This is a genomic window from Gordonia malaquae, assembly GCF_037148075.1.
GTDB classification, from domain to species: Bacteria; Actinomycetota; Actinomycetes; order Mycobacteriales; family Mycobacteriaceae; genus Gordonia; species Gordonia malaquae.
Map to the genome: position 1 here is coordinate 320,412 of NZ_JBBCUB010000001.1, position 24,523 is coordinate 344,934.

Annotated in this window: 20 protein-coding genes; 16 read left to right on the plus strand and 4 right to left on the minus strand. The window is 67.5% G+C overall.

The features are described 5' to 3' along the window. The first annotated feature begins 15 nt into the window (after positions 1–15). The 8 genes from WFK36_RS01695 to WFK36_RS01730 all read left to right on the plus strand — a co-directional run bounded on the left by WFK36_RS01695 (position 16) and on the right by WFK36_RS01730 (position 9,985). Positions 16–798 (plus strand): TIGR03084 family metal-binding protein, encoded by a 783-nt coding sequence (locus WFK36_RS01695; protein ID WP_336789130.1) that lies wholly within the window; start codon positions 16–18, stop codon positions 796–798. Position 799: 1 nt separating this feature from the next. Beyond that, positions 800–2,497, plus strand: a complete 1,698-nt coding sequence (locus WFK36_RS01700; RefSeq protein ID WP_336789132.1) for an acyclic terpene utilization AtuA family protein — start codon at positions 800–802, stop codon at positions 2,495–2,497. 112 nt (positions 2,498–2,609) lie between these two features. After that, the gene (locus tag WFK36_RS01705) at positions 2,610–3,770 is read left to right on the plus strand and encodes an acyl-CoA dehydrogenase family protein (RefSeq protein ID WP_336789134.1); all 1,161 of its coding nucleotides are present in this window, start codon (positions 2,610–2,612) and stop codon (positions 3,768–3,770) included. A 34-nt stretch (positions 3,771–3,804) separates the two neighbouring features. After that, positions 3,805–5,400: an acyl-CoA carboxylase subunit beta gene (locus tag WFK36_RS01710; protein WP_008376124.1), complete on the plus strand. Its 1,596-nt coding sequence runs from the start codon at positions 3,805–3,807 to the stop codon at positions 5,398–5,400. An 8-nt stretch (positions 5,401–5,408) separates the two neighbouring features. Then, positions 5,409–7,406, plus strand: coding sequence for an ATP-binding protein (locus WFK36_RS01715; RefSeq protein ID WP_336789137.1), 1,998 nt, complete (start codon positions 5,409–5,411; stop codon positions 7,404–7,406). 20 nt (positions 7,407–7,426) lie between these two features. Continuing rightward, complete coding sequence (locus WFK36_RS01720; protein ID WP_336789139.1) at positions 7,427–8,584, plus strand: acyl-CoA dehydrogenase family protein; 1,158 nt, start codon at positions 7,427–7,429, stop codon at positions 8,582–8,584. Position 8,585: 1 nt separating this feature from the next. Then, on the plus strand, positions 8,586–9,383 hold the full coding sequence (locus WFK36_RS01725; protein ID WP_336789141.1) for an enoyl-CoA hydratase family protein: 798 nt from the start codon (positions 8,586–8,588) through the stop codon (positions 9,381–9,383). Beyond that, positions 9,362–9,985 (plus strand): TetR/AcrR family transcriptional regulator, encoded by a 624-nt coding sequence (locus WFK36_RS01730; RefSeq protein WP_336789143.1) that lies wholly within the window; start codon positions 9,362–9,364, stop codon positions 9,983–9,985. The genes WFK36_RS01725 and WFK36_RS01730 overlap by 22 nt, the downstream gene beginning before the upstream one ends. Before the next feature lie 434 nt (positions 9,986–10,419). On the opposite strand, the gene WFK36_RS01735 is transcribed toward WFK36_RS01730, so the two are convergent. The 3 genes from WFK36_RS01735 to WFK36_RS01745 form a co-directional block, all read right to left on the minus strand. Next, positions 10,420–11,532 (minus strand): NDMA-dependent alcohol dehydrogenase, encoded by a 1,113-nt coding sequence (locus WFK36_RS01735; protein WP_336789145.1) that lies wholly within the window; start codon positions 11,530–11,532, stop codon positions 10,420–10,422. 29 nt (positions 11,533–11,561) lie between these two features. Next, entirely contained in the window at positions 11,562–13,058 is a 1,497-nt protein-coding gene (locus WFK36_RS01740) for an aldehyde dehydrogenase family protein (RefSeq protein WP_161893768.1), read from the minus strand. 148 nt (positions 13,059–13,206) lie between these two features. Next, positions 13,207–14,814: a helix-turn-helix domain-containing protein gene (locus WFK36_RS01745; protein WP_336789148.1), complete on the minus strand. Its 1,608-nt coding sequence runs from the start codon at positions 14,812–14,814 to the stop codon at positions 13,207–13,209. A 98-nt stretch (positions 14,815–14,912) separates the two neighbouring features. Here WFK36_RS01745 and WFK36_RS01750 point away from each other — a divergent pair, with 98 nt between their 5' ends. Continuing rightward, a complete protein-coding gene (locus tag WFK36_RS01750) occupies positions 14,913–15,797 on the plus strand; it encodes an exodeoxyribonuclease III (RefSeq protein ID WP_336789150.1) in 885 nt (294 codons plus the stop codon). On the opposite strand, the gene WFK36_RS01755 is transcribed toward WFK36_RS01750, so the two are convergent. Then, the gene (locus tag WFK36_RS01755) at positions 15,798–17,534 is read right to left on the minus strand and encodes a cytochrome c biogenesis protein DipZ (protein WP_336790925.1); all 1,737 of its coding nucleotides are present in this window, start codon (positions 17,532–17,534) and stop codon (positions 15,798–15,800) included. Between the two features lie 138 nt (positions 17,535–17,672). Between WFK36_RS01755 and WFK36_RS01760 the strand changes: the two genes are divergently transcribed. The 7 genes from WFK36_RS01760 (at position 17,673) to WFK36_RS01790 (ending at position 24,520) form a co-directional block, all read left to right on the plus strand. Beyond that, complete coding sequence (locus WFK36_RS01760) at positions 17,673–18,344, plus strand: fasciclin domain-containing protein (RefSeq protein WP_336789152.1); 672 nt, start codon at positions 17,673–17,675, stop codon at positions 18,342–18,344. Between the two features lie 46 nt (positions 18,345–18,390). Continuing rightward, positions 18,391–19,734, plus strand: coding sequence for a TIGR01777 family oxidoreductase (locus WFK36_RS01765; protein WP_336789154.1), 1,344 nt, complete (start codon positions 18,391–18,393; stop codon positions 19,732–19,734). 64 nt (positions 19,735–19,798) lie between these two features. After that, positions 19,799–21,121, plus strand: coding sequence for an NAD(P)/FAD-dependent oxidoreductase (locus WFK36_RS01770; RefSeq protein WP_419717258.1), 1,323 nt, complete (start codon positions 19,799–19,801; stop codon positions 21,119–21,121). Next, positions 21,118–21,864, plus strand: a complete 747-nt coding sequence (locus WFK36_RS01775) for a DUF1365 domain-containing protein (RefSeq protein ID WP_336789156.1) — start codon at positions 21,118–21,120, stop codon at positions 21,862–21,864. The genes WFK36_RS01770 and WFK36_RS01775 overlap by 4 nt, the downstream gene beginning before the upstream one ends. Continuing rightward, complete coding sequence (locus tag WFK36_RS01780) at positions 21,864–23,144, plus strand: cyclopropane-fatty-acyl-phospholipid synthase family protein (RefSeq protein ID WP_336789158.1); 1,281 nt, start codon at positions 21,864–21,866, stop codon at positions 23,142–23,144. Before WFK36_RS01775 ends, WFK36_RS01780 begins: the two co-directional genes overlap by 1 nt. 91 nt (positions 23,145–23,235) lie before the next feature. After that, positions 23,236–23,799, plus strand: coding sequence for an ECF RNA polymerase sigma factor SigK (gene sigK, locus WFK36_RS01785; protein ID WP_223291407.1), 564 nt, complete (start codon positions 23,236–23,238; stop codon positions 23,797–23,799). Next, entirely contained in the window at positions 23,792–24,520 is a 729-nt protein-coding gene (locus tag WFK36_RS01790; protein ID WP_336789162.1) for an anti-sigma factor, read from the plus strand. The genes sigK and WFK36_RS01790 overlap by 8 nt, the downstream gene beginning before the upstream one ends. Positions 24,521–24,523: the final 3 nt, after the last annotated feature.

Here is a 24,523-nt window from a genome sequence, read left to right on the forward strand (position 1 = left end):
TGTGACGCTCGACGCATGTCGATTGCAGAGGACCTGCGGGACGAATACGAGTCGTTGGACGGTCTGGTCGCGGAACTGACCGACGACCAGTGGGCCACGCTCACGCCCGCGGAGGGATGGACCATCGCTCATCAGATCGGGCACATCGTGTGGACTGATCGCGTCTCGTTGCTGGCGGCCACTGATCCGGACGAGTTCGCGGCGCAGCTCGCTGAAGCAGGTCAGGATCCGCTCGGCTTCGTCGACGCTGCGGCGGAGGCAGAGGCGCAGCGGACTCCAGCTGAACTCCTCGCCGACTGGCGACGCACTCGCGAGCAGTTGCTGATCGCGCTCGCAGCCGTCGAAGACGGGGTGAAGCTCCCGTGGTTCGGTCCTCCGATGTCGGCGCCGTCGATGATGACGGCGCGCATCATGGAGACGTGGGCGCACGGACTCGACGTCGCCGACGCTCTCGGTGTCCAGCGCACGCCGACCGACCGGATACGGAACGTCGCGCACATCGGTGTCCGCACCCGCGACTTCGCGTACATGGTGAACGGACAGAACGCGCCCGCCGAACCGTTCCGCTACGAAATGACCGGTCCCAGCGGCGCGGTCTGGACGTGGGGCCCTGAGGACGCATCGAACATCGTGCGCGGCAGCGCCGTGGACTTCTGCGAACTGGTCACCCAGAGGCGTGCGGTGGCCGACCTCGATCTCGAACTGATCGGCGACGATGCGCGCGCCTGGTCGCGCATCGCTCAATGCTTCGCCGGTCCGCCCGGAACCGGCCGCGCACCCTCCACGGAAGGCAACTGACATGACGAACGCCGTCCGCATCGGCAACGCGTCCGGTTTCTACGGCGACCGGCTCACCGCCGTGCACGAGATGCTCGAAGGCGGTCACCTCGACTATCTGACCGGCGACTACCTCGCCGAGCTCACGATGCTGATCCTCGGTCGCGACCGTCTCAAGGACCCGTCGCGCGGATACGCCAAGACCTTCCTTCGGCAGATGGAGACGAGCCTCGGACTGGCCGTCGACAAGGGTGTCAAGATCGTCGTCAACGCTGGCGGACTCAACCCGCACGGCCTCGCCGTCGCGCTTCGTGAGCTGTCGGAGAAGCTGAGCGTGGATGCACAGATCGCCTTCGTCAACGGCGACGACCTGCAGCCGCGCGCGGCTGAACTCGGTCTCGGAACCCCGATCACGGCCAACGCCTACCTCGGTGGGTTCGGGATCAAGTCCGCTCTCGATCGTGGTGCCGACGTTGTGGTCACCGGCCGGGTGACGGACGCGTCGCTCACCGTGGGAGCTGCGGCCTCGGCCTTCGGGTGGGGCTACAAGGACCTCGACGCGATCGCGGGTGCGATCGTGGCCGGCCACATCATTGAATGCGGCACCCAGGCCACCGGCGGCAATTTCTCCTTCTTCAAGGAGATTCCGATGGGCCGCCTCGGATTCCCGATCGCGGAGGTGGCCGCCGACGGGTCGTCGGTCATCACCAAGCACGAAGGAACCGGTGGGGCGGTCACCGTCGGGACCGTCACGGCGCAGCTGCTGTACGAGATCCAAGGCCCGCGGTACTACAACCCCGATGCGACCGCACTCCTGGACACCATCGAGGTGACGCAAGAAGGGCCCGACCGCGTCGGCGTCAGCGGCATCCGGGGCGAGGCCCCGCCGTCAGAGCTGAAGGTGTCGCTGAATCACCTCGCAGGCATCCGCAACCAGATCGACGTGGTCCTCACCGGGCTCGACATCGAAGACAAGGCCGCGCTGTTCCAGGAGCAGTTCGAGGCCGCACTGCCGACGTCGCCCGCCGAACTCACCTGGGAACTGTCGCGCCTGGACCGGCCGGACGCAGACACCGAGGAACAGGCCAGTGCACTGCTCCGGTGCGTCGCTCGCGACACCGACCCGAACGCAGTCGGCCGCGCCTTCAGCGCGACCGCCGTTGAACTGGCGTTGGCCAGTTACCCGGGCTTCACCCTCACCGCCCCGCCCGGGAACGGCGCACCGTACGGCGTGTTCGTCCCCGGCTACGTCGACGCAGGCGTGGTGGAGCATCGGGTGACCCAGCCGGACGGAGTCTCCGTCCTCATCGAACCGTCGCCAATGCGGACCGAACCGACGCGTGACGTGAGCGTGCCCGACTCCGGACCGATCGGCGACTGGGGCCCGACCCGACGTGCTCCGATCGGTGAGATCGTCGGCGCGCGGAGCGGCGACAAGGGCGGGAGCGCGAACATCGGGGTCTGGGTCAGGTCGGACGACGAGTTCGCCTGGCTCGATCAGACGCTCACCGTGGACCGGATCAAGGAACTCCTCCCGGAGATCGCGGCCCTGACCGTCCATCGATACCGACTGCCCAAGATTCGCGCCCTCAACTTCGTCATCGAAGGCGTCCTCGGGCGCGGTGTCGCCGAGAACGTCCGCTTCGACCCACAGGCCAAGGGGCTCGGCGAATGGCTCCGCTCCCGCGTCGTCGACGTGCCTGAGCGGTTCGGTCGCTGACCTTTCGACTCGCAAGCTCGCTCAAGGAGCGGGGAAGACGCTCGCTCAAGGAGCAGGGAAAACTCGCCCAGGAGCAGGAACAAGCTCGCTCGTGGAGCGGGAGAGGAAATTCATGCCCATCCCCAGTGACATTTGGGATTCCGAACAACGTCGTGACCTGCGCAGTCTGGCCGCAGACTTCGCGACCAAACACATCCTGCCGTTCCAGGACCAGTGGGAACGCGACGGACTGATCCCGCGAGAACTCCACAAGCAGGCGGGTGAGCTCGGCCTCCTCGGTCTCGGCACACCCGAGGAGAAGGGCGGAAGCGGCGGCGACGGGATCGACGCGCTCATCGTCTGCGAGGAACTGCACTACCGCGGTGTGTCCGGCGGTGTGTTCGCGAGCCTGTTCACGTGCGGCATCTCCACGCCGCACATCGCGAACAACGGGACCCCGGAACAGCTCGCGAAGTGGGTCGCGCCGGTCCTCGCCGGCGACAAGATCAGCAGCCTCGCGATCACCGAGCCCAGCGGCGGCAGCGACGTCGGCCACCTGCGCACCACGGCGAAGCGCGACGGCGACCACTTCATCGTCAACGGCGCCAAGACGTTCATCACCTCGGCGGTGCGCGCCGACCACATCGTGGCCGCAGTCCGCACCGGCGGAGACGGCGCGGCAGGCGTGTCCCTCCTCGTGATCGAGAAGGGGACACCCGGCTTCAACGTCGACCGCAAGCTCGAGAAGATGGGGTGGTTGGCGTCCGACACCGGCGAACTGTCGTTCGTCGACTGTCGGGTGCCGGTGGAGAACCTCATCGGCCCGGAGAACTCGGGCTTCGCGCAGATCGCGCAGGCCTTCGTGTCCGAGCGGGCCGCGCTCGCCGTGCAGGCGTACGCGCAGGCCCAGCGGTCGCTGGACCTGACCCTGGAATGGGTACGCAACCGCGACACGTTCGGCAAGCCGTTGATCAAGCGCCAGTCGGTGCAGGACACGGTCACCGAGATGGCCCGCAAGGTCGACGTCGCACGCACCTACACGCGGTCTGTCGTCGACCGGCACATGATGAACGGCGATCCGATGCTCGCGGAGATCTGCTTCGCCAAGAACACCGCCGTCGAAGCAGCCGAATGGGTCATCGACAAGGGGGTCCAGCTGCACGGCGGCATGGGCTACATGCGGGAGTCGGAGATCGAGCGCCAGTACCGCGACATCCGCATCATCGGAATCGGCGGCGGAACCAACGAGATCCTCACGGGTCTCGCGGCCAAGGTGCTGGGGTACCAGGGATGAGCACGACCGCACGGGCGAAGGGAAAGGGCACACGATGACTGTTCTGAGAAGCAAGATCGACACCACGTCCGACGAGTTCGTCGCGAACGTCGAGGCGATGAACGCCAAACTCGCCGAACTCGACGTCGAGTTCCGCAAGGTGCTCGTCGGCGGTGGTGAGAAGTACGTGGAGCGACACCGCAAGCGCGGGAAGCTGACGGCGCGTGAGCGTATCGAGCTGCTGATCGACGAGGACTCGCCGTTCCTCGAACTGTGTGCGCTCGCCGCACACGGATCGCAGTTCACCGTCGGTGCCTCCGTCGTGGTCGGCATCGGCGTGGTCGAGGGTGTCGAGTGCCTGGTCGTCGCGAACGACCCGACGGTCAAGGGCGGCACGTCGAACCCGTGGACTCTGCGCAAGGTGCTGCGCGCCAACGACATCGCGATGCAGAACCGTCTGCCGGTGATCTCGATGGTCGAGTCCGGAGGCGCCGACCTCCCGACGCAGAAGGAAGTGTTCGTCCCCGGCGGACGCATGTTCCGCGACCTCACCCGACTGTCGGCGGCAGGCATCCCGACGATCGCCCTCGTCTTCGGCAATTCGACGGCCGGCGGCGCGTACATCCCCGGCATGAGTGATCACGTCGTGATGATCGACGATCGCTCGAAGGTGTTCCTCGGAGGTCCGCCGCTGGTCAAGATGGCAACCGGCGAGGAGAGCGACGACGAAGAACTCGGCGGCGCCAAGATGCACGCTCGGGTGTCGGGTCTCGGCGACTACCTCGCCGCCGACGAGCAGGACGCGGTCCGCATCGGACGTCGGATCGTCGCACGCCTCAATTGGCGCAAGCAGGGACCGACGCCCTCAGCGGTCGTCGAGCCCCAGTACGACGCCGAGGATCTCTTGGGCATCGTTCCGTCGGACCTCAAGATCCCGTTCGATCCGCACGAGGTGATCGCGCGCATCGTCGACGGAAGCGACTTCGACGAGTTCAAACCCGAGTACGGCACATCGCTGGTGACCGGGTGGGCCACCGTCCACGGGTACCCGGTCGGCATCCTCGCCAACGCACAGGGAGTCCTCTTCTCCCAGGAAGCTCAGAAGGCGACTCAGTTCATCCAACTCGCCAACCGCAGTGACACTCCGCTGCTCTTCCTGCACAACACCACCGGCTACATGGTGGGCAAGGAGTACGAACAGGGCGGCATCATCAAGCACGGCGCGATGATGATCAACGCGGTGTCGAACTCGACGGTCCCGCACATCTCGATCCTGATGGGCGCCAGCTACGGCGCAGGCCACTACGGCATGTGCGGCCGCGCCTACGATCCGCGGTTCCTGTTCGCGTGGCCGAGCGCCAAGAGTGCCGTCATGGGCGCGGCACAGCTCGCGGGTGTCATCTCGATCGTCTCCCGTGCGGCCACCGAGGCCCGCGGCGGCGTCGTCGACGAAGAGGCGGACGCAGGCATGCGCGCCATGATCGAAGCTCAGATCGAGATCGAGTCGGTCCCGACGTTCCTGTCCGGAATGCTCTACGACGACGGTGTGATCGACCCGCGCGACACCCGAACGATTCTCGGCCAGACCCTGTCCGCCATTGCTACCGCCCCGGTCGAGGGCACCAGCAACTTCGGCGTCTTCCGGATGTGAGGCATCAGATGACCAACCCGATCACCCCGACGCCGATCACGTCAGTCCTCGTCGCGAACCGCGGTGAGATCGCGTGCCGCGTGTTCACCACCGCGAAGGCGCTCGGCCTGCGGACCGTGGCCGTCTACTCCGATCCCGACGCCGACGCCCCGCACGTCCGGCAGGCCGACGCCGCCGTTCACCTGCCGGGCTCGACATCGGCCGAGACCTATCTGCGGTCGGAGCAGATCATCGCCGCCGCGCAGGCGGCGGGCGCCGACGCGATCCACCCCGGCTACGGATTCCTGTCGGAGAACGCCGAGTTCGCCGAGGCAGTCGTCGCCGCCGGGCTCACCTGGATCGGTCCGCCCGCGGGCGCGATCACTGCGATGGGGTCCAAGGTGAACGCCAAAGAACTGATGGCGGCCGCGGGAGTCCCCGTGCTGACCGACATCGACCCGGAGAACGTCACCGCCGACGATCTTCCGCTGCTCATCAAGGCCTCCGCGGGCGGCGGCGGACGCGGAATGCGTGTCGTCCGCGGCCTGTCCGAACTCGCCGACCAGGTCGCCGGCGCACGCCGAGAAGCCGAATCGGCATTCGGCGACCCGACAGTGTTCTGCGAGCCGTACATCGAGCGTGGGCACCACATCGAAGTCCAGGTGATGGCCGACGCGCACGGCACGGTCTGGGCGGTCGGCGAGCGTGAATGCTCCATCCAGCGTCGCCATCAGAAGGTGGTGGAGGAGGCGCCTGCACCGCTCGTCGAGCGGATCGGTGGCGACATGCGAGAGCGCCTGTACGCCGCGGCGCGCACGGCCGTCGAGTCCATCGGCTACCGAGGTGCGGGCACGGTGGAGTTCCTCGCCGATGAGAACGGGAAGTTCTTCTTCCTGGAGACCAACACGCGTCTCCAGGTGGAACATCCGGTCACCGAACTGACCACCGGCACCGACCTCGTCGAATGGCAGATCCGCGTCGCCGAGGGCGAAGCGCTGCCCGCGCAGGAGCCGACCACATCGGGTCACTCCATCGAGGTCCGTCTCTACGCGGAGGACCCGGCGAACGATTGGCAGCCGCAGTCGGGCACGATCACCACGATCGACCTGCCCGCCGACGCCCGTTTTGAACTCCTCGACCGGCCCGGCGTGCGGGTCGACTCCGGCATCGCCGACGGCAGTGAGATCTCGACGTTCTACGACCCGATGCTCGCCAAAGTCATCTCGGTCGCGCCAACCCGCGATCGCGCGGCGGCCATGCTCGCGAGGGCACTGTCGGACGCGAAGATCCACGGCCTCGTCACCAACCGCGACATGCTCGTCAACACTCTGCGCGACGCGACGTTCCTATCCGGGAACACCGACACCGCGTACCTCGACACCGTCGGACTCGACGTCCTGTCCGCACCGCTGGCCTCCGACGACGCCACGCGAGTCGCCGCCGTGGCAGCCGCTCTCGCTCAGTCGGCTGCCAACCGTTCGTCGGCCCGCATGCTCGGTTCGCTCCCGTCGGGATGGCGCAACATCGCCTCCGACTTCCAGTCGAAGAGCTACACGACCGCTGCGGGCGACGAGATCGTCGCACGGTATCGGATCGGGCGGACCACAACAGAGGTGCCCGACCTCGCCGACACCGCCGTCGTGTCGATCGCTCCGACCGAGGCGGTCCTGTCAACGGCGGGCGTGACGCGCCGGTACCGGGTCACTGTCGTCGGCGACGCGGTACACGTCGACTGGCCCGGAGCGTCGGTGTCGTTGACGCGGGTCCCGCGCTACGTCGACCCGGCCGCGCAGGAGCGCCCGGGATCACTGCTCGCCCCGATGCCCGGCGCCGTGATCCGTGTTGCGGTCAGCGAGGGTGATCGTGTCACCGCGGGGCAACCGCTGCTATGGCTTGAAGCCATGAAGATGGAGCACACCATCAGTGCACCCGCCGACGGCATCGTGTCGGTGCTCGCGGTGGAAGTGGGCCGTCAACTGTCCGTCGGCGATGTGCTCGCCGTGATCTCGTCCGAATCCGACGACTGAAGAGTAGGGGAACAACACCCATGAGCTTTATCGAGACAGAAGAACGCGCTGCCCTGCGAGAGGCCGTTGCCGGGCTGGTCAAGAAGTACGACCACCAGTACTTCATCGACTGTGCGCGCGCCGGTCGCAAGACTGACGAACTCTGGAAGGAGGCAGGCGAGCTCGGCTTCATCGGCGTCAACCTGCCGGAGGAGTACGGCGGCGGCGGTGCGGGCATGTACGAGCTCGCGATCGTCATGGAAGAGATGGCGGCTGGTGGCAGCGGCCTTCTGATGATGGTCGTGTCGCCTGCGATCTGCGGCAACATCATCGCTCGGTTCGGCACCGATGAGCAGAAGCAGAAGTGGATCCCGGGGCTGGCAGACGGCTCGATCACCATGGCGTTCGGCATCACCGAACCCGATGCGGGCTCCAACTCGCATCAGATCACGACAACAGCCCGGCGCGACGGGGACGACTGGCTGCTGTCCGGTCGGAAGGTGTTCATCTCCGGTGTCGACCAGGCCGAAGCAGTCCTGATCGTCGCCCGTACCGAGGACTCGAAGACGGGTCGCCTCAAGCCGGCGCTGTTCATCGTGCCGACCGACGCACCTGGGTTCGAAGCCCAGGTGATCGAGATGGACATCATCAACCCGGAGAAGCAGTTCACCCTCTTCCTCGACGATGTCCGTCTGCCGTCTGATGCTCTTGTCGGTTCCGAGGATGCTGCGCTGTCGCAGCTGTTTGCGGGCCTCAACCCGGAGCGAATCATGGCGTCGGCGTCGGCCGTCGGCATGGGGCGCTACGCACTCGAACGTGCCGTCGAATACGCCAACGAGCGGAGTGTGTGGAAGACGCCGATCGGCGCGCACCAGGCGATCGCCCACCCGCTCGCGCAGGGCAAGATCGAGCTCGAGATGGCGAAGCTGATGATGCAGAAGGCCGCGACGCTGTACGACGCGGGCGACGACTGGGGTGCGGCGGTGCCGGCCAACATGGCGAAGTACGCTGCAGGCGAGGCGACCGCGAAGATCGTCGATCAGGCAGTGCAGACGCTCGGCGGAAACGGGCTGACAGTCGAGTACGGCCTCGCCGCGATGCTTCCGCTGTCTCGACTGACGCGGATCGCGCCGGTGAGCCGCGAGATGATCCTCAACTTCGTCTCGCAGACGTGCCTCGGTCTCCCGAAGTCGTACTGAGATGGGCGACGACATTCTGGTCCGGAGCGAGGTGGACGCGGCGGTCGCCGTGATCACCCTCGACTCGCCAGGCAATCGGAACGCGTTGAGCTCGGTGCTCGTGTCCCAACTGCGGTCGGCCTTGGCCGATGCTGCCGCAGACGAGGACATTCGCGCGGTTGTGCTCACCCACACGGGTGGAACGTTCTGCGCGGGAGGCGACCTGCGCGAGGCACTGGGTCGGGGACTCAGTCCCGAGGAGGCCACCGCCGAAGGCGCCGAGGCGATGATCGGTTTGATGAGCGCGATGCTCGAGATCACCAAACCGGTGATCGCCGTTGTGAACGGGCACGTTCGCGCGGGCGGGTTCGGACTCCTCGGAGCGGCCGACATCGCGCTCGCAGGTCCTGCCGCCACCTTCGCGCTCACCGAGTCGCGGCTGGGTCTCGCGCCGTCGATGATCTCGATCGTGCTGCTGCCGAAGATGACGTCGCGTGCGGCTGGACGTTACTTCTTGACCGGTGAGACGTTCACCCCGCAGCAGGCGGAGTCGTTCGGCCTGGTCAGCAAGGCCCTCGGATCAACCGACGAGGTGTCGGACGAACTGCACGCGATCTGCGAGGGCATCCGAAAGGCGTCGCCGCAGGGGCTGGCGGCGTCGAAGCGTCTCACAACGGCCGCGCTCCTCGCAGACTTCCGCGAGAGCGCATCCGCGCGGGCATCTGAGTCGGCGGCGCTGTTCGCCTCCGACGAGGCGCGCGAGGGGATGACGGCGTTCCTGACCAAGCGGAAAGCCGCGTGGGACGCGAGTTCGTCGTGACCCAGCCGTCGCGGGAACCACAGCAGGACCGCTCCCGGATCACCCGGGAGCGGCTCCTGTCCTCGACCCTCGACATCCTCGCCGAGCACGGGTGGGCGTCGGCCACGGTCGCGCGGGTCGCTGAGGAGGCCGGAGTGTCGCGCGGGGCTGCGCAGCATCACTTCCCGACAAAGGAAGCGTTGATCACCGCGGCGCTGGAGGAGATGTTCACGCAGCTCACCTCGATGGCGGAGTCCCGCGCCGAACTGCCGGCTGGGCCCGAACGGATCCGGCTCGTCGTCGACCGTGCCGTCGACATCTACACCGGTCGCGAGTTCAAAGCCGCCCTGCAGGTGTGGGCAGCCGCGGCGTCCGACGAACTGCTTCGTGAACAGATCACACCGCTCGAGGCGAAGTTCGCGCGTGCCGCGCACCGCATGACGCTCAACGGTTTCGACCCCGATGGAACCGATCCGCGCGCCTTCCGACTCGCCCAGGCCACCCTCGACCTCGCGCGAGGTCTTGGGCTGGCCGACACTCTCACCGACGACTCCAAACGCCGCGCCCAAGTGGTCGACACCTGGACCGAGCAGCTGACGACGGCCCTGACGCTGAGCGGTTGAGCGAAGCAGGGAGGTGTGAGACAGGCACGGGAATGGGGCCCGCGGGGCAGCCGTGTTCTCATTGCCTGGATCTCAGCGGATCTCGTGCCCACGACACACGTTGTCGGTCAAACGGTCGACAGTCGCGGCCGTGGCGGCTAGCGTCGAGTACATGAGCCTCCCGGTCACCAACTCGACGATCGAGTCGTCGAACCGACGCGTTCGGATGTGCCGTTCCTGATGCGGTGTGTCGACAACACGCCTGTCGTCGCGGTTTCGACAAGGCTGCCGCTGTTCGATCGGATGGTCGTGGCGAGTGAGAGACTGCGCGACGCGCCGCCGGATGCCGACCTTCACCGTTTTGTCAGTCGGTCGCACCGTTTCTGAACCCACAACCGCGAGAGCGGGTGCCGCCGATCTGATGATCAGCGGCACCCGCTCACTCGGTTTCTGGTCTAGGACGCGTGGTCGATGACACCGCGGACGTTCAGACCGTTGCGAAGGTCCTCGTATCCCTGGTTGACGTCTTCGAGTGAGTAGCGCTTGGTGACCAACTCGTCGAGCTTGAGCTCTCCCGCGTCGTACAGGCGAAGCAGGCGGACGATGTCGTACTGCGGGTTCATCGAACCGAACAGCGAACCCATGATCGTCTTCTGATTCAGGGTCAGATCGGTGCCCGACACCTGGACGGTGAGCTTGGTCGGGTCGGCCAGGCCGGTGATCACGACCCGTCCGCCCTTGCCGATCGCCGCGGTCGCGGCTTGAACCACGGGCACGTCGACGGTGCCGACGAGGATGAGCGCGGCGTCGGCGCCCTGGCCCCACGTGAGCTCGGTGACCTTCTCCTGAGCCTCTTCCGCGGTCGCGAAGGCGTGGGTCGCGCCGAACTGGAGCGCCTGGTCGCGCTTCATCGCGATCGGGTCGACGGCGACGACATACTTGCAGCCTGCAGCGACGGCACCCTGAACGGCGTTGATGCCGAGGCCGCCGATGCCGTAGATCACGGCGGTGTCGCCCGCGCGGAGGTTGCCCGCATTGACCGCGGTACCCCAGCCGGAGGGGACGCCGCAGCCCACCAGGACGGCGGTCTCCAGCGGAAGCCAGTCGTCCACCTTGACCACCGAGTGCTGCGAGATCGTCGCGTACTCGGAGAACGTGCCCAGCATGCACATCGCGCCGAAGTCGACGCCGTTGCCGTGGAACCGGAACGTGCCGTCGGGCATCGATCCCTCCAGGATGGTGGCGCCCATGTCACAGAGGTTCTGGCGGCCCGTCGAACAGTAGCGGCAGGTGCCGCAGTTCGGGATGAAGCTGCACACCACGTGGTCGCCCGCCTTGACCTTCGTCACACCGGGGCCCACCTCCTGGATGATTCCCGAGCCCTCGTGGCCTCCGACGATCGGGTAGCGGGGCGGGAGGTCGCCGTCGGTGAGGTGCAGATCCGAGTGGCACAGGCCCGCGGCCGTGTACTTGATCAGCACTTCGCCAGGGCCGGGGCCGTCGAGTTCGAGTTCCATGATCTCGAACGGCTTGCCTGCTTCGAGGAGTACAGCTGCCTTGGTCTTCATGGGGTGTCCTTCTTGGTGGTGGGGTGGGGTCAGAGCGCGATGTTGACGGACTTGGTCTGCGTGTAGTGATCGACGGCGGAGTCGCCGAGTTCGCGGCCCCAGCCGGACTGCTTGAAACCGCCGAACGGCAGGGCGGTGTCGAAGCCGTTGTACTGGTTCACCCAGACCGAGCCGGCCTGCAGTTTGGCGGCCGTGCGGTGGGCCTTCGAGACGTCTTTGGTCCAGATGCCTGCGGCGAGACCGTAGATCGAGTCGTTGGCGGCGCGAGCGACGTCCTCTTCGTCGTCGAACGGCAGCGCGACCACCACGGGGCCGAAGATCTCCTCCTCGACGATCGAGAACTCGGGCTTCACGTCGACGAACACGGTGGGTTCGACGAAGTAGCCCTCATCGCCCCACCGGCCGCCGCCGGTCAGCGCCCGGGCGCCGTCGGCGAGTCCCTGCTGGATGTAGCCGCTCACACGATCGAACTGCTCCTGTGACACCAACGGCCCCAGCTCGGTCGTCGGGTCGAGCCCCGGACCGATCTTCGCCTGCGACGCTGCGTTCGCGACGGCCTGCGTGAAGTCGTCGAAGATGTCCCGCTGCACGAACATGCGGGTGCCCGCGACGCAGCACTGACCGTGGTTGAACATCCACGCGGCGACCGAACCCGCGACGGCGGCGTCCAGATCGGCGTCGTTGTACACGATGTTCGGGCTCTTGCCGCCGAGTTCGAGAGTGACCTTCTTGAGGTTTCCGGTGGCTGCGTGAACGATCTTCTTTCCGACCTCGGTGGAACCGGTGAACGCGACCTTGTCGACGTCCATGTGCGCGGACAGTGCGGCGCCGGCGTCACCGAAGCCGGGCACGATGTTGACCACGCCGGGCGGGAATCCGGCCTCCTCGAACACCTCGCCGAGCATCAGCGCGCTGAGCGGAGTCTGCTCGGCCGGCTTCAGTACAACGGTGTTGCCTGCGGCGAGCGCTGGTGCCAGCTTCCACGTCGCCATCAGGATGGGGAAGTTCCACGGGATGATCTGGCCGCAGACGCCGATCGACTCGCGTCGGGTGTATGCGTGGAACTGCTGGTCGGGAGCGAACGGCATCGACGGCGTGACCGACGATCCGGTGATCTTGGTGGCCAGACCGGCGTTGTACCGCCAGACGTCGGCGGACCATCCGACGTCGACAGCGGTGGCGATGGCCACCGACTTGCCGTTGTCGAGCGCCTCGAGCTGACCGAAGATCTCGGCTCGCTCGGAGAGGATGTCGCCGACTCGCCAGATGAGACGTTCCCGCTCGTTCGGCTTCATCCGCGACCACGGGCCTTCGTACGCTGCGCGGGCGGCCGCGACGGCACGATCGATGTCGGCGGCCTCGCCCTGGGCGACGTTGGTGATGACGCGGCCGGTGGCCGGGTCGTTGGTGGCGAACGTGCGTCCTGATGCCGCATCGACCCACTGGCCGCCGATCAGCATCTTGCGATCAGTGGAGACGAAGTCGGCGACGGCGGGAAGCAATCCCGGAATCGTGGTCGTGGTCATCGGAGACCTCCTGGCGAGAGTATGTGAAGCGCGCCACTGTGACGCACATCATTTCTCGCACGAGGCTGGGGACCCGCCGTGTACGGAAACTGAACACTCCGACTGAACAGGCGCTTCGTCGCCGAGTCCGAACGGCTGTCGAAGCAGGTCAGCCGGTGATTCCAAGGGCCCGTATGCGGGCGTACAACGTAGTCCGACTGATGCCGAGAGCCTTGGCCGCGGTGCTCTTGTTGCCGTCGGCAGAAGCCAGCGCCGCCACGATGGCTTGCCGTTCGGCCTGCTCGAGTCCCATCAACTTGGACGCCCGAGTCGACGCCCGATACCCGACGGGAAGGTCGATCGAACCGACGGTGCGCGAGCCGCGTGCAGTCGACGCGTCGGCTGCCCGTCTCAGGACGTTGGTCAGTTCGGTGAGATTCCCCGGCCATTCCTGGCACACGAGAGCATCGGCGGCGTCGGACCCGAGATCGAGGCGCGGGTCGATCCGAGCGAGAGCCTCTTGCCCGAGTGCCGCTAGTTCCGTGGGCCGGTCGCGGAGCGGGGACAGAACGATCCGCCGCCCGCAACACGCAGTCAACGCGGCGACAGTCGGAGCGAGTGATTCCGGGGGGCCGGTGACGACGACGATCGGGGGATCAGACGGGCTGTTCGACGCCACGACCGAGTGCATCAGTCGCAGAGACCTCTCGTCGAGAAGGTCGGCCCCGTCGAAGATCACCCCGTTGCCCGACAACCGAGCCTGGCGCAGGACGGCCGTCACATCGACCGGTGAGCCGTCGAGGATCGTCGCGGCGACGTCGACGATGGTCGCCCGATCGTCGGGCAGGCAGGCGCGAGCTCGCGTCGATCGGCCCGTCCCCGGCTCGCCGCAGACAGCAGTGGTCGCCCCGACGGCGACCGGCACCGTGAGGGACACCGCGGGCGCCGATCCGACCTCCGGGCGCAGACGGAACACGGCTGCGTGCGCTACACCGGGAATCCGGTCGATCGCTATCTGGGCCACCGCACCGGAGACGAGGGTGATCGTGGACGGCGTGAGGCGATCGTGGAGCAGGAGACGAAGGGTGCCGAAGTCGGCAGGGGCGAGCAGCCCCGCAGCCAGAGCGTTGGTGAGCTGGAGATCGTCGCCGACGGCCGCCACGGCGTAGTCGCGTCGGGCAGACGCCTGTTCGAATGCGGCGATCACCGTGCGGTGCTCGGCGTGCGAACGGCTGAGGAGTCGGTCGGCGATGTCGTCGACCAGTCCGCGCACGAGTGGGACTGACAGCGGGTTGATCCGGTCGGCGACCTCAGTCATGCAGATGATGCCTGCCACGCGACGGGTCGCGGGATGGATGATCGGTCTGCCAAAGCAGCTCAGAGACCGGAACTGCTCCAGGTAGTGCTCGCCGCTGTTGATGATGACGTCGCCCCGGACTTCGGCGGTGGTACCGAGTGCAGTGGTTCCCATCGCCTCTTCGTGGAACGACGCGCCGTCGATCGCCCCGATGTCCTCGAGACTCCGTTCGAGCGTCGAGTCCGACGACACGCGTGCCACCATCCGGCTCTGACTGTCGACGAGCAGCAGCGCGGTGGACGTCCCGCTGAGCACCTCGGCTGCGCGAGCCAGCACTGGGCGGGCGGCGTCGAGCAGGGGATCGGCGGACGCGATGTCCGACAGGACGGGCTCGGGGCGGTCGTCGGGGAGCAACCCGGACGACTGGACCCGCCGCCACGAGGCGGCGATCACGTCACGGTGTGGCAGGGCGGTCGGCACGTGTCCACTGTGGCATGGATTACACCCGACGTGGAAGGTTCGCCGGTCTCGACGTCGCGTGCACGGGTGCCGTCGGACCGACGACTACGGTGGTCGGCATGCGTGTTGCGACTTGGAATGTGAACTCGGTGAAGCAGCGAGTGCCTCGGCTGTTGCCGTGGCTCGACGAGCGGAAACCCGATGTCGTCTGCTTGCAGGAGACCAAGGTGTCCGACGAGGCGTTCGCCGCCGAACTCGGTGACGAGTTGGCCTCGCGCGGATACGAGTTCGCACATGCGGGCCAGGGGCAGTGGAACGGTGTCGCCCTGCTCAGCAAGGTGGGACTCGACGACGTGCGCGTCGCGTTTCCCGGTGCGCCGGGTTTCCCCGATCCGGCAGGAGACCCCGAAGGGCGCGCGATCTCCGCGGTGTGTTCGGGCGTCCGCGTCCACTCCCTGTACGTGCCGAACGGCCGCGAGGTCGACTCGGATCACTACGAGTACAAGCTGAACTGGCTCGAAGCGCTCCGCGCGAGCATCGCCGACGAAGCCGAGACGACGATGATCTGCGGTGACTACAACATCATCCCCACGGACGCCGATGCGTTCGACCCGTCGGCGTTCGTCGGCCATACCCATGTGACTCCGCGCGAACGTGGCGCACTCGCCGCGCTCGAGGCGCTCGGCCTGCACGACGTGATGCGCGACCGCTGGCCCGACGAGCGCATCTACACCTACTGGGACTATCGCGCGGGGATGTTCCACAAGGACCTCGGAATGCGAATCGATCTGATCCTCGCGGGAGCCCCGATCGCCGAACGCGTGCAGGCCTCGTGGGTGGACCGGAAGGCACGCAAGGGCACCAAGCCGAGCGATCACGCGCCCGTGTTCGCCGACCTCGACACCGCACCCGACGGCGACGTCGGCCCCGTCGTCCCGCCGCCGTCGCGTCCGGCGAAAGTCGCCGCCGGGTCGGTGAAGCTGCCTCACACGGTGGCCGACTGATCACCCGTAGGTGAACGAGAACACCTGCACGCCGGCGGGAACCGAGACGTTCACCTGCCCACTGCGGTTGTCGTCCGTGGACACGATCCGGTGGAGAGTCGGCGGACCGTCGATCAGGACCGTCGAAGTGACTCCGTCCCGGGTGACGCGCAGGTCGCCGGTGCCGCCGACGACGATGAACACGTTCTTCGCGCGGTAGCGGAGCGACACGGACGAGTCGGCCACCGCCGTCGCACCCTGGTAATCGAGGGTCCACCGGCCGTTCAATGCGAACGTGTCGGCCGCCTGATCGGCCGATGCCGTGAAGTCGCCCGTCCCCGCCTCGTACGAGCCGCCGCCCGCGAAGTTGACCACCTTTCCGACTCCGAGATACGTCTCCGGAGTGGTCGGATCGGTCGGTGTGGTGTCGCCACGTTCGGACGACTCCGGGAGGGCGACGCCCGGTCGGCCCTGCGTCAGCAGCTCGCGGATCAGGCGTTCGGAGTTCGCGTAGCCTCCCTCCCCGAACTCGATGTGGCGGACGGTTCCCGACGCGTCGATCAGGTACTGGGCAGGCCAATAACTGTTCCGGTACGCCGTCCACGTGGAGAACGACGGGTCGAGTGCGATCGGATACGAGATGTCCAGACGCTTCGCCGCGTCGGCCACATTCGACGGGACCTTCTCGAAGGCGTATTCCGGTGTGTGCACCCCGATCACCTCGAGCCCGCTCGATCGGTAGCGGTTGTACCAGTCGACGACATGCGGGATCGACCGTTGACAGTTGATGCAGGAGTACGCCCAGAAGTCGATGAGCACGACCTTGCCGCGGAGGTCGTCGAGGCGGAGTGGCGCACCGCCCGGGGTGTTGAACCATTCGCTGATCCCGGAGAGTGCGGGCGCCCGGCCGCAGTTCTGGAGCTGTTCGGCGCCGTCGTCGCAGTTCGACAGTTCTCGGTTCTCATCGGTGACGATGCCGCCCAGCTGGAGTCGTGAGGTCAAGTCGTCTGCGCCTCCGACGGAGTCCTGCAGCGACCCCGTGTAGTCGGGTATCGCCCGTTGCAGAGCTGCCGGGACATCGAAGACGAGGGCCACGGCCAACCCGATCATCATCACCCCGCCCGCGATTCGGATTCCGCGCTGACGGCGTCGGAACGCCGACACCCGTTCGACGATCCGCCGCCCGGCCAGCGCGAAGATCAGCAGCGGCAGCGCGGCGCCGAGCGCGAACGACACGGTCAGGGCGACAGTCTGCAGTCCGATCTCTCCGGTGGCCCCCGCGACGACGATGGCTGCCAACACGGGCCCGGCGCACGGGACGTACAGGACCCCGAGCGCCAGCCCGAGACCGAAACCAGACTTGTTCGACCCGACCTGTCGCATCGGCAGTCGTGAGAACGGCTTCTCGAGAAGGCGCTCGACCGCCGGGAAGATCAGTCCCACGCCGATGGTCGTCAGGACGATCAGGCCTGCCCACCGGAACGTGTCCTGCGGAAGTCGGAGCAGGGACAGCAGGCTGGAACCGACCAGGGTCACGGTCGCGAAGCTCACCACCAGGCCCGCTATGACGCGGTACGGGCGGGACGCCTCGGCGAAGCGTTTCCTCGGACGCTCGTCCGGAGCGTCGGTGTCGGTGTCGCCCTCGTCTCGGGAACTCTGCGCTCCGGAGAAGAAGACGACCGGGAGGACCGGGAGGATGCACGGAGAGATGCCGGTGATCAGGCCTCCGACGAATCCGATGAGCGCGACTGTGTACATGGTCGGCATTCGGTGCCGACCTCGTCGCGGATGGGTCGGAAATCCGCACCCATCCGATCTCCGGACGGTTCCGAATGGCTCCTGTCACACCAACTGATCTCGGCGACGGGCCGTGGATCAATGACGTAGGGAGAACCGATGAGCATCAAGCAGACGACCGGAGCCAAGATCGCCGCGATGGGCTTCGCCATCGCACTCACGGCGACCATGGCAGCGTGCTCCAGTGACGACTCGTCCGACGCGGCCGACTCGACAACTGCTACGACGACGACCAGCGCGATGTCGACGTCGGGGACCATGGCGGATCCGGCCGCAGACCTGGTCGGCCCGGGCTGCGCCGCGTACGCAGAGAAGGTTCCGACGGGACCGGGATCGGTGACCGGCATGTCGACCGAGCCCGTCGCCGTCGCAGCATCGAACAACCCGCTGCTGACCACCCTGACGGCGGCGGTGTCCGGCAAGCTCAACCCGGACGTCAACCTCGTCGACACCCTCAACGGCGGCGAGTTCACCGTCTTCGCGCCGGTCGACGACGCTTTCAAGAAGGTTCCCGCGGACACACTCGACGCGCTCAAGACCGACGACGCCGGTCTCACGTCGCTGCTGACCTACCACGTGGTCAGCGGGCAGGCCTCGCCGTCCAAGGTCGCGGGAGAACACAAGACCGTTGAGGGGTCCACGCTCGAGGTGACCGGCAGCGGCGACGATCTGAAGGTGAACGGCGCGAACGTGATCTGCGGCGGCGTCCGCACCGCCAACGCGACCGTCTACCTCATCGACCAGGTGCTCATGCCCCCGGCGAAGAAGTAGTCACCACCGGTGGCGGTCCCACCGTTCCACGAGCAGGCTGGAGTCCATGAGCATCGAGTTCACAAGCACTGTCGACGCACCTATCGATGAGGTGTTCGCCTGGTTCGGAAGGCCCGGCGCGCTCCGTCGGCTCCTGCCGCCGTGGCAGCCGATGCACGCGATCAGCGAAGCCGAGTCGCTCGCGGACGGTCGGGCGGTGCTCGGGCTGCCCGGCGGGCTGCGCTGGCAGGCGCAGCACGTCGGGTCCGACTACTCACCGCCGCACCGGTTCGTCGACGAGCGCGTCGTCGACGGGGCGACGAGCATCCCGCCGGCCCTCGCCGGATCGTGGCGCCACGTGCACGATTTCCGCGAGGCTGCGGACGGACGAACAGTGATGGTCGACCGAGTCCACACACCGGTGCCCGAAGCCCTGTTGCGGTCGACATTCGAGTACCGGCACCGGCAGGTGGCCGACGACCTCGCGTCGCACCGCACCGCGCGGGAGAGCGGTTTCGCGCCGTCGGTCATCGCGGTGTCCGGGGCGTCCGGAATGGTCGGTTCCGCGTTGTGCGCCTTTCTCACCACCGGCGGACATCGGGTGATCCGACTCGACCGGCATGCGCACGACGGGCAGGGGGATTATGTGCGTGCCTGGGATCCAGCCGCACCGGCGCCCGACCTGTTCGACGGGGTCGATGCGGTGATCCATCTGGCCGGCGCGCCGATCGCCGGCCGGTTCACCGACTCGCACAAGGCGAAGATCCGCGACTCCAGAGTGGAGCCGACACGGCTGCTCGCACAGGCGGCGGCTGCCTCGTCCACCGTGCGAACCTTCGTCTCCGCTTCGGCGATCGGTTTCTACGGGTACGCCCGACCGGACGAAGTGCTCACAGAATCGTCGTCGAAGGGCGGCGGGTTCCTCGCCGACGTCGTCAACGACTGGGAGCGCGCAGCTCGGGTGCCGGGCATGCGCACCGTGCAGGTTCGGACCGGCATCGTGCAGAGTCCGACGGGCGGGACGCTCCGCCTGCAGCGCCCGATCTTCGCCGCAGGCCTCGGCGGGCCCATCGGCGACGGCGGTCAGTGGCTGTCGTGGATAGACCTCGACGACCTCGTCGACGTCTACCTGCGTGCCCTGTTCGACGATCGCCTCGACGGTCCGGTCAATGGGGTCGCTCCGGAGCCGGTCACGGGGAGGGAGTACGCGAAGACGCTCGGGCGGGTGCTGCGTCGTCCGGCGGTGCTTCCCGTCCCCGAGTTCGGGCCCGCGCTGCTGCTGGGGCGGCAAGGCGTTCGTGAACTGGCGGCCGCCGACCAACGCGTCGACAGTCGTGCGCTCGACGACGTCGGACACCGATTCCGGCACCCCGCCCTCGAGGGGGCGTTGCGTCACCAACTCGGACGGTGAAAGCGCTCAGCGGCCGGGCGGACATCGGACCCATCCGATTCCCGCCCGGCTCCGAACGACTGGCGTGAACACTCCGAAACCACTCTCGCCAGGATCCTCCATCGCCGTGATCGGCAGCGGCGTCGCGGGTCTGACCTCGGCTCATCTCCTCTCCCGCGAGCACGTCGTCACGCTGATCGAAGCGGACGGGCGGCTCGGCGGGCACGCGCACACCCAGCAGTTTCCCACTTCCGACGGCCGCGTCCACAATGTGGACACCGGGTTCATCGTCCACAACGATCGGACGTACCCGACACTGCTCCGGCTGTTCGACGAACTCGGCGTGCCCACCCAGGACACCGACATGTCGATGTCGGTGTCGTCCGCGGTCACCGGCCTGGAATACGCCGGCGCGCTCGGCGTCGGAGGTCTCTTCCCGAGCATCCGCAACGCGCTGAGCATCCGGCACATCCGGATGCTCGCGGAGGTCAAGCGTTTCCACGCCCTCGCCCGCGAGGTTCTCGATCACCCCTCCGACGACGTCCCGCTCAGCAGTTTCGTCCAGACGGCAGGCCTGTCGGACTACTTCGTCGACAACTTCCTGCTCCCGTTGGTTGCGGCGGTCTGGTCGTGCGACTCTGCCACCGCGGCCGACTACCCGGCCCGCTACCTGTTCGCCTTCCTCGATCACCACGGCATGCTCACAGTCTTCGGGTCTCCCGTCTGGCGGACCGTCGTCGGCGGCTCGGACACCTACGTTCAGGCGGTCGCTCGCGGCGTCACCGCGTCCGGCGGAGCCGTGCGCACGTCGTCTCCGGTCGTCGCGCTGCGTGAGGACACAGGTGGTGTCGTAGTCCGGACCGCGACCTCCACGGACGTCTACGACGCGGTGATCGTCGCGACCCATCCGCATCAGGCGCTTGCGATGCTCGAGCAGCCGTCGGACGCGCAGCGCACCGTGCTCGGTGCGATTCGCTACGCGTCGAAGCACGCCGTGCTGCACACCGACCAGAGTCTCCTCCCGACGGCACGACGGGCTCGCGCGTCCTGGAACTATCAGATCCGGACCGACGGAGACGAGGTCGCCGTGACCTATGACCTGACCCGTCTGATGCGTCTGCCGGACGCCCCTAAGCGGGCGCTGGTCACCATGGGTCGAACTGATCTCGTCGACCCGTCCGCCGTCGTCGCGGAGATGACGTACGAGCACCCGATCTACGATGTCGAGTCGGTGTCGGCACAGCGTCGACTCGCGGAGGTGGACACGCCGAGGATCGCCTTTGCCGGGGCGTATCACGGCTGGGGATTCCACGAAGACGGCGCGTCGGCGGGAGCGTCGGCTGCTGTCCGGTTCGGTGGACGCTGGGGCCGAGCAGGCGACGATCTCCTCGCCGGAGCGGTGCGATGACCCGCGCACAGATCGTTCCGGTGCGGATCTCGCACATCCGCCGATCACCGGTGGATCACCGGTTCACACACCGCAGTCTGCAGTGGCTCGTCGACCTCGACGATCTGCCTCGCTTGCCGCTCGGGTTGCGCGGACTCGCCCGGTTCGCTGCCGACGACCACTTCGACCGCGAGAGCGAACCCGGGAAGAGTCTGCGCGCCAAACTCGACGACGCGGTGCGCGCGCAGGGCGTGCCCGCGCCGACCGGACGGGTCATCGCACTGCTGTCCCCGCGCGTGGCCGGCTACACGTTCAACCCGCTGAGCGTCTACTGGTGCCACGACCGGGCGGGACGGCTCGACTACGTGGTGGCGGAGGTCCACAACACCTACGGCGAACGCCACAGCTACGTGGTGCGCACCGACCAGGCGGGTCGGGCGAGCGTCGCCAAGGACTTCTACGTCTCGCCGTTCAACGATGTGGACGGCGACTACCGTCTGAGCCTGCCCGTGCCCACCGCGGACGGGCGGGTGTCGGTCGCGGTGGTGCTGGAGCGTCCCGGGACGCCGCCGTTCACCGCCACGATGACCGGACGGGCCCGACCCGCCACCGTCCCCGCCGTCCTCACAGCGAATCTGTCCACTCCGCTCGCCCCATGGCTGGTCGCGGTGCGCATCCGCATCCACGGCATCCGCTTGTGGGCGGCCGGACTCCCGATCGTCCCCCGAAACAGAACCCGAACCACCGACCGAGAGGCCGCCTGATGACCGTCCACCGAGACGACTGCCCGTCCACCGTTCTCTCCGACCGGACCAGGCGGCCGGCACTCACCCTGCCGGAGGCGCCGGCGACGGCGACCTCAGGGTTGCGGGGCGCCGCGGCGCGTGTCCTGTTCGAGCGCGTTGCACGCCGACTGCCGATCGTCGTCGAGTACGGGCCGTCGGACATCGGGGCCCGCGGAGATCTGCCGACGATGACGATCACCGAACCGGACGCGTTCTTCCGTCGCATCGGCTCGGACGGCCTGATCGGTCTCGGCGAGTCGTACATGGCGGGGGAGTGGACCGCAGACGATCTCGTCGGTGTGCTCGTCCCCTTCGCCGAGCGAATCGGGACACTCGTTCCACGGTCCCTGCAACGACTGCGACGGCTGCTGCTCCCGATCCAACCGTCCGACGAGGAGAACTCCGTCGACAACACGCGGTCGAACATCTCCCGTCACTACGATCTGTCCAACGACCTGTTCGCGCTATTCCTCGACGACACGCTCACCTACTCGAGTGCGCATTTCGGATCGGACGAGCGGGCCGCAGTCGCCGGATGGGACGAACTCGCCGACGCGCAGCGCGCCAAGATCGATCGGCTCCTCGACCACGCACAGGTCGGCGCGGGCACACGTGTCCTCGAGATCGGCACCGGCTGGGGCGAACTCGCGTTGCGCGCGGCGGCCCGCGGGGCGACGGTCCGCTCGGTGACACTCTCAGCCGAGCAGCGCGCGCACGCCCTGCACCGGGCGCACGAGGCAGACCTGAGCGACCGCATCACGGTCGATCTGCTGGACTACCGCGCCGTAGACGGCGAGTACGACGCCGTCGTCTCCGTCGAGATGATCGAGGCCGTCGGCATGGCGTACTGGCCGACCTACTTCCAGACCGTCGAGAGGCTGCTCGCTCCCGGCGGACGTGCCGCGATTCAGGCGATCACCATGCCGCACGACAGGATGCTCTCGTCTGCGCGAACCTACACGTGGATCCACAAGTACATCTTTCCCGGCGGGCAGATCCCGTCTGGCGAGGCGATGCGTGACGCCGCGGCGAGCGCGGGCCTGCAGTTCGACGCCGTCGAGGAGTTCGGGATGCACTACGCGCGGACGTTGCAGTTGTGGCGGGAACGGTTCGAGGGGCAGTGGCCGCTGATCGCCGATCTCGGTTTCGACGAGACCTTCCGACGGATGTGGACGTTCTATCTCGCCTACTCCGAGGCAGGCTTCGCCGCGCGCTACCTGGATGTGGTGCACCTGCGTTTCGTGAAGAACAAGAATTGACCCGGGATGGTGAGTGATGGTCGGTGTGGCTGTCGACAGGAGACCGGACGGCGGGGTTACTCTGGTCGCTGATGACTTCTGGAACCTCGTCGTGACCGGCACGGACACCGACTCGACCCTCCTCGCCGACCTGCTGTCGCGGTCTGCCGCGGGCGATGTCGAAGCGTTCGCCGATCTGTACGACCGGACCAGCGCACGCGTCTACGGGATGGTGCTGCGTGTGCTCCGAGATCCCGGCTACTCCGAGGAGACCACCCAGGAGGTGTACCTGCAGGTGTGGCGCGGCGCGGCTACGTACAACGCGGCCGAGGGCGCGCCCGTCGCCTGGCTTCTGTCGATCGCGCACCGTCGAGCGGTCGACCGGGTCAGATCGGAATCGTCGGCATCCCGCCGCGAATCGGACTACGGCGCTCGAGAGATCACCGCGATCGTCGACGACGTGAGCGACGAGGTTCAGGCGAGAGAGGCGGGAAGACGGGTGCGCCAGTGCTTGTCCACGCTCAGCGCGCTGCAGGCCGAAGCGGTCGGACTCGCCTACTACGGCGGCCTCTCGTACAGCGAGGTCGCCGACCGGCTGGCCGTGGGTCTGCCCGCGGTGAAGAGTCGGATCAGAGATGGACTGAAGCGACTGAGGGGGTGTTTGGGGGATGACTGACATGTCTGAGTCGAACGAGCACGACGACCTGCTCGACATGGCGGTCCCCTATGCACTTGATGCGTTGGACGAACTCGGAAGGGCGCGTGTCGAGGCCCGTGTCGCGGCCGCCGACGCTTCCGTGCGCAACGCGTTCCGCGCCGAGGTCGCCTCGGTTCGCGACGTTCTCGCCGACCTCAGTGAGGCGACAGCTCAGTCGCCACGTGCCGGGCTCCGCGACGAGGTCCTCGATCGGGCAGCACACGAATTCGGGAGAGGACGCCGCCTCGATTCCCGGCGGCCGCGGTGGATCGCTGCCGCAGCAGCCGCGGCGGTCGTCGTCGCGATCGGCGGCGGGATCATCGGCTACGCAGCGTCACGGCAGGAGCCGCCGTCGCAGACGACTGCCGAGCGGGTCTTCGGCGCGGACGACGTGCGAACCACCACGGGCGCGTTGGCCAGTGGACGGGCGTCGGTCACGTACTCGGAATCGGCCGGCGCCGGTGTCCTGGTGATGAACGACGTCCCGCCACCCGCCGCAGGCACCGTGTACCAGCTGTGGTTGGTCGGACCGAACGGGGCTCGCCTCGGCGGCGTCATGACGCCCGACGACGTCGCGCCGTCGACCACAGCCACCGTCGACGACCTCGGCGACGCCACGTCGATCGCGTTCACCGTCGGCGATGCGGCGCGACCCGAGACGATGATCTCCGACCCGGTGGCGAGGCTGCCGCTCGGCTGACGC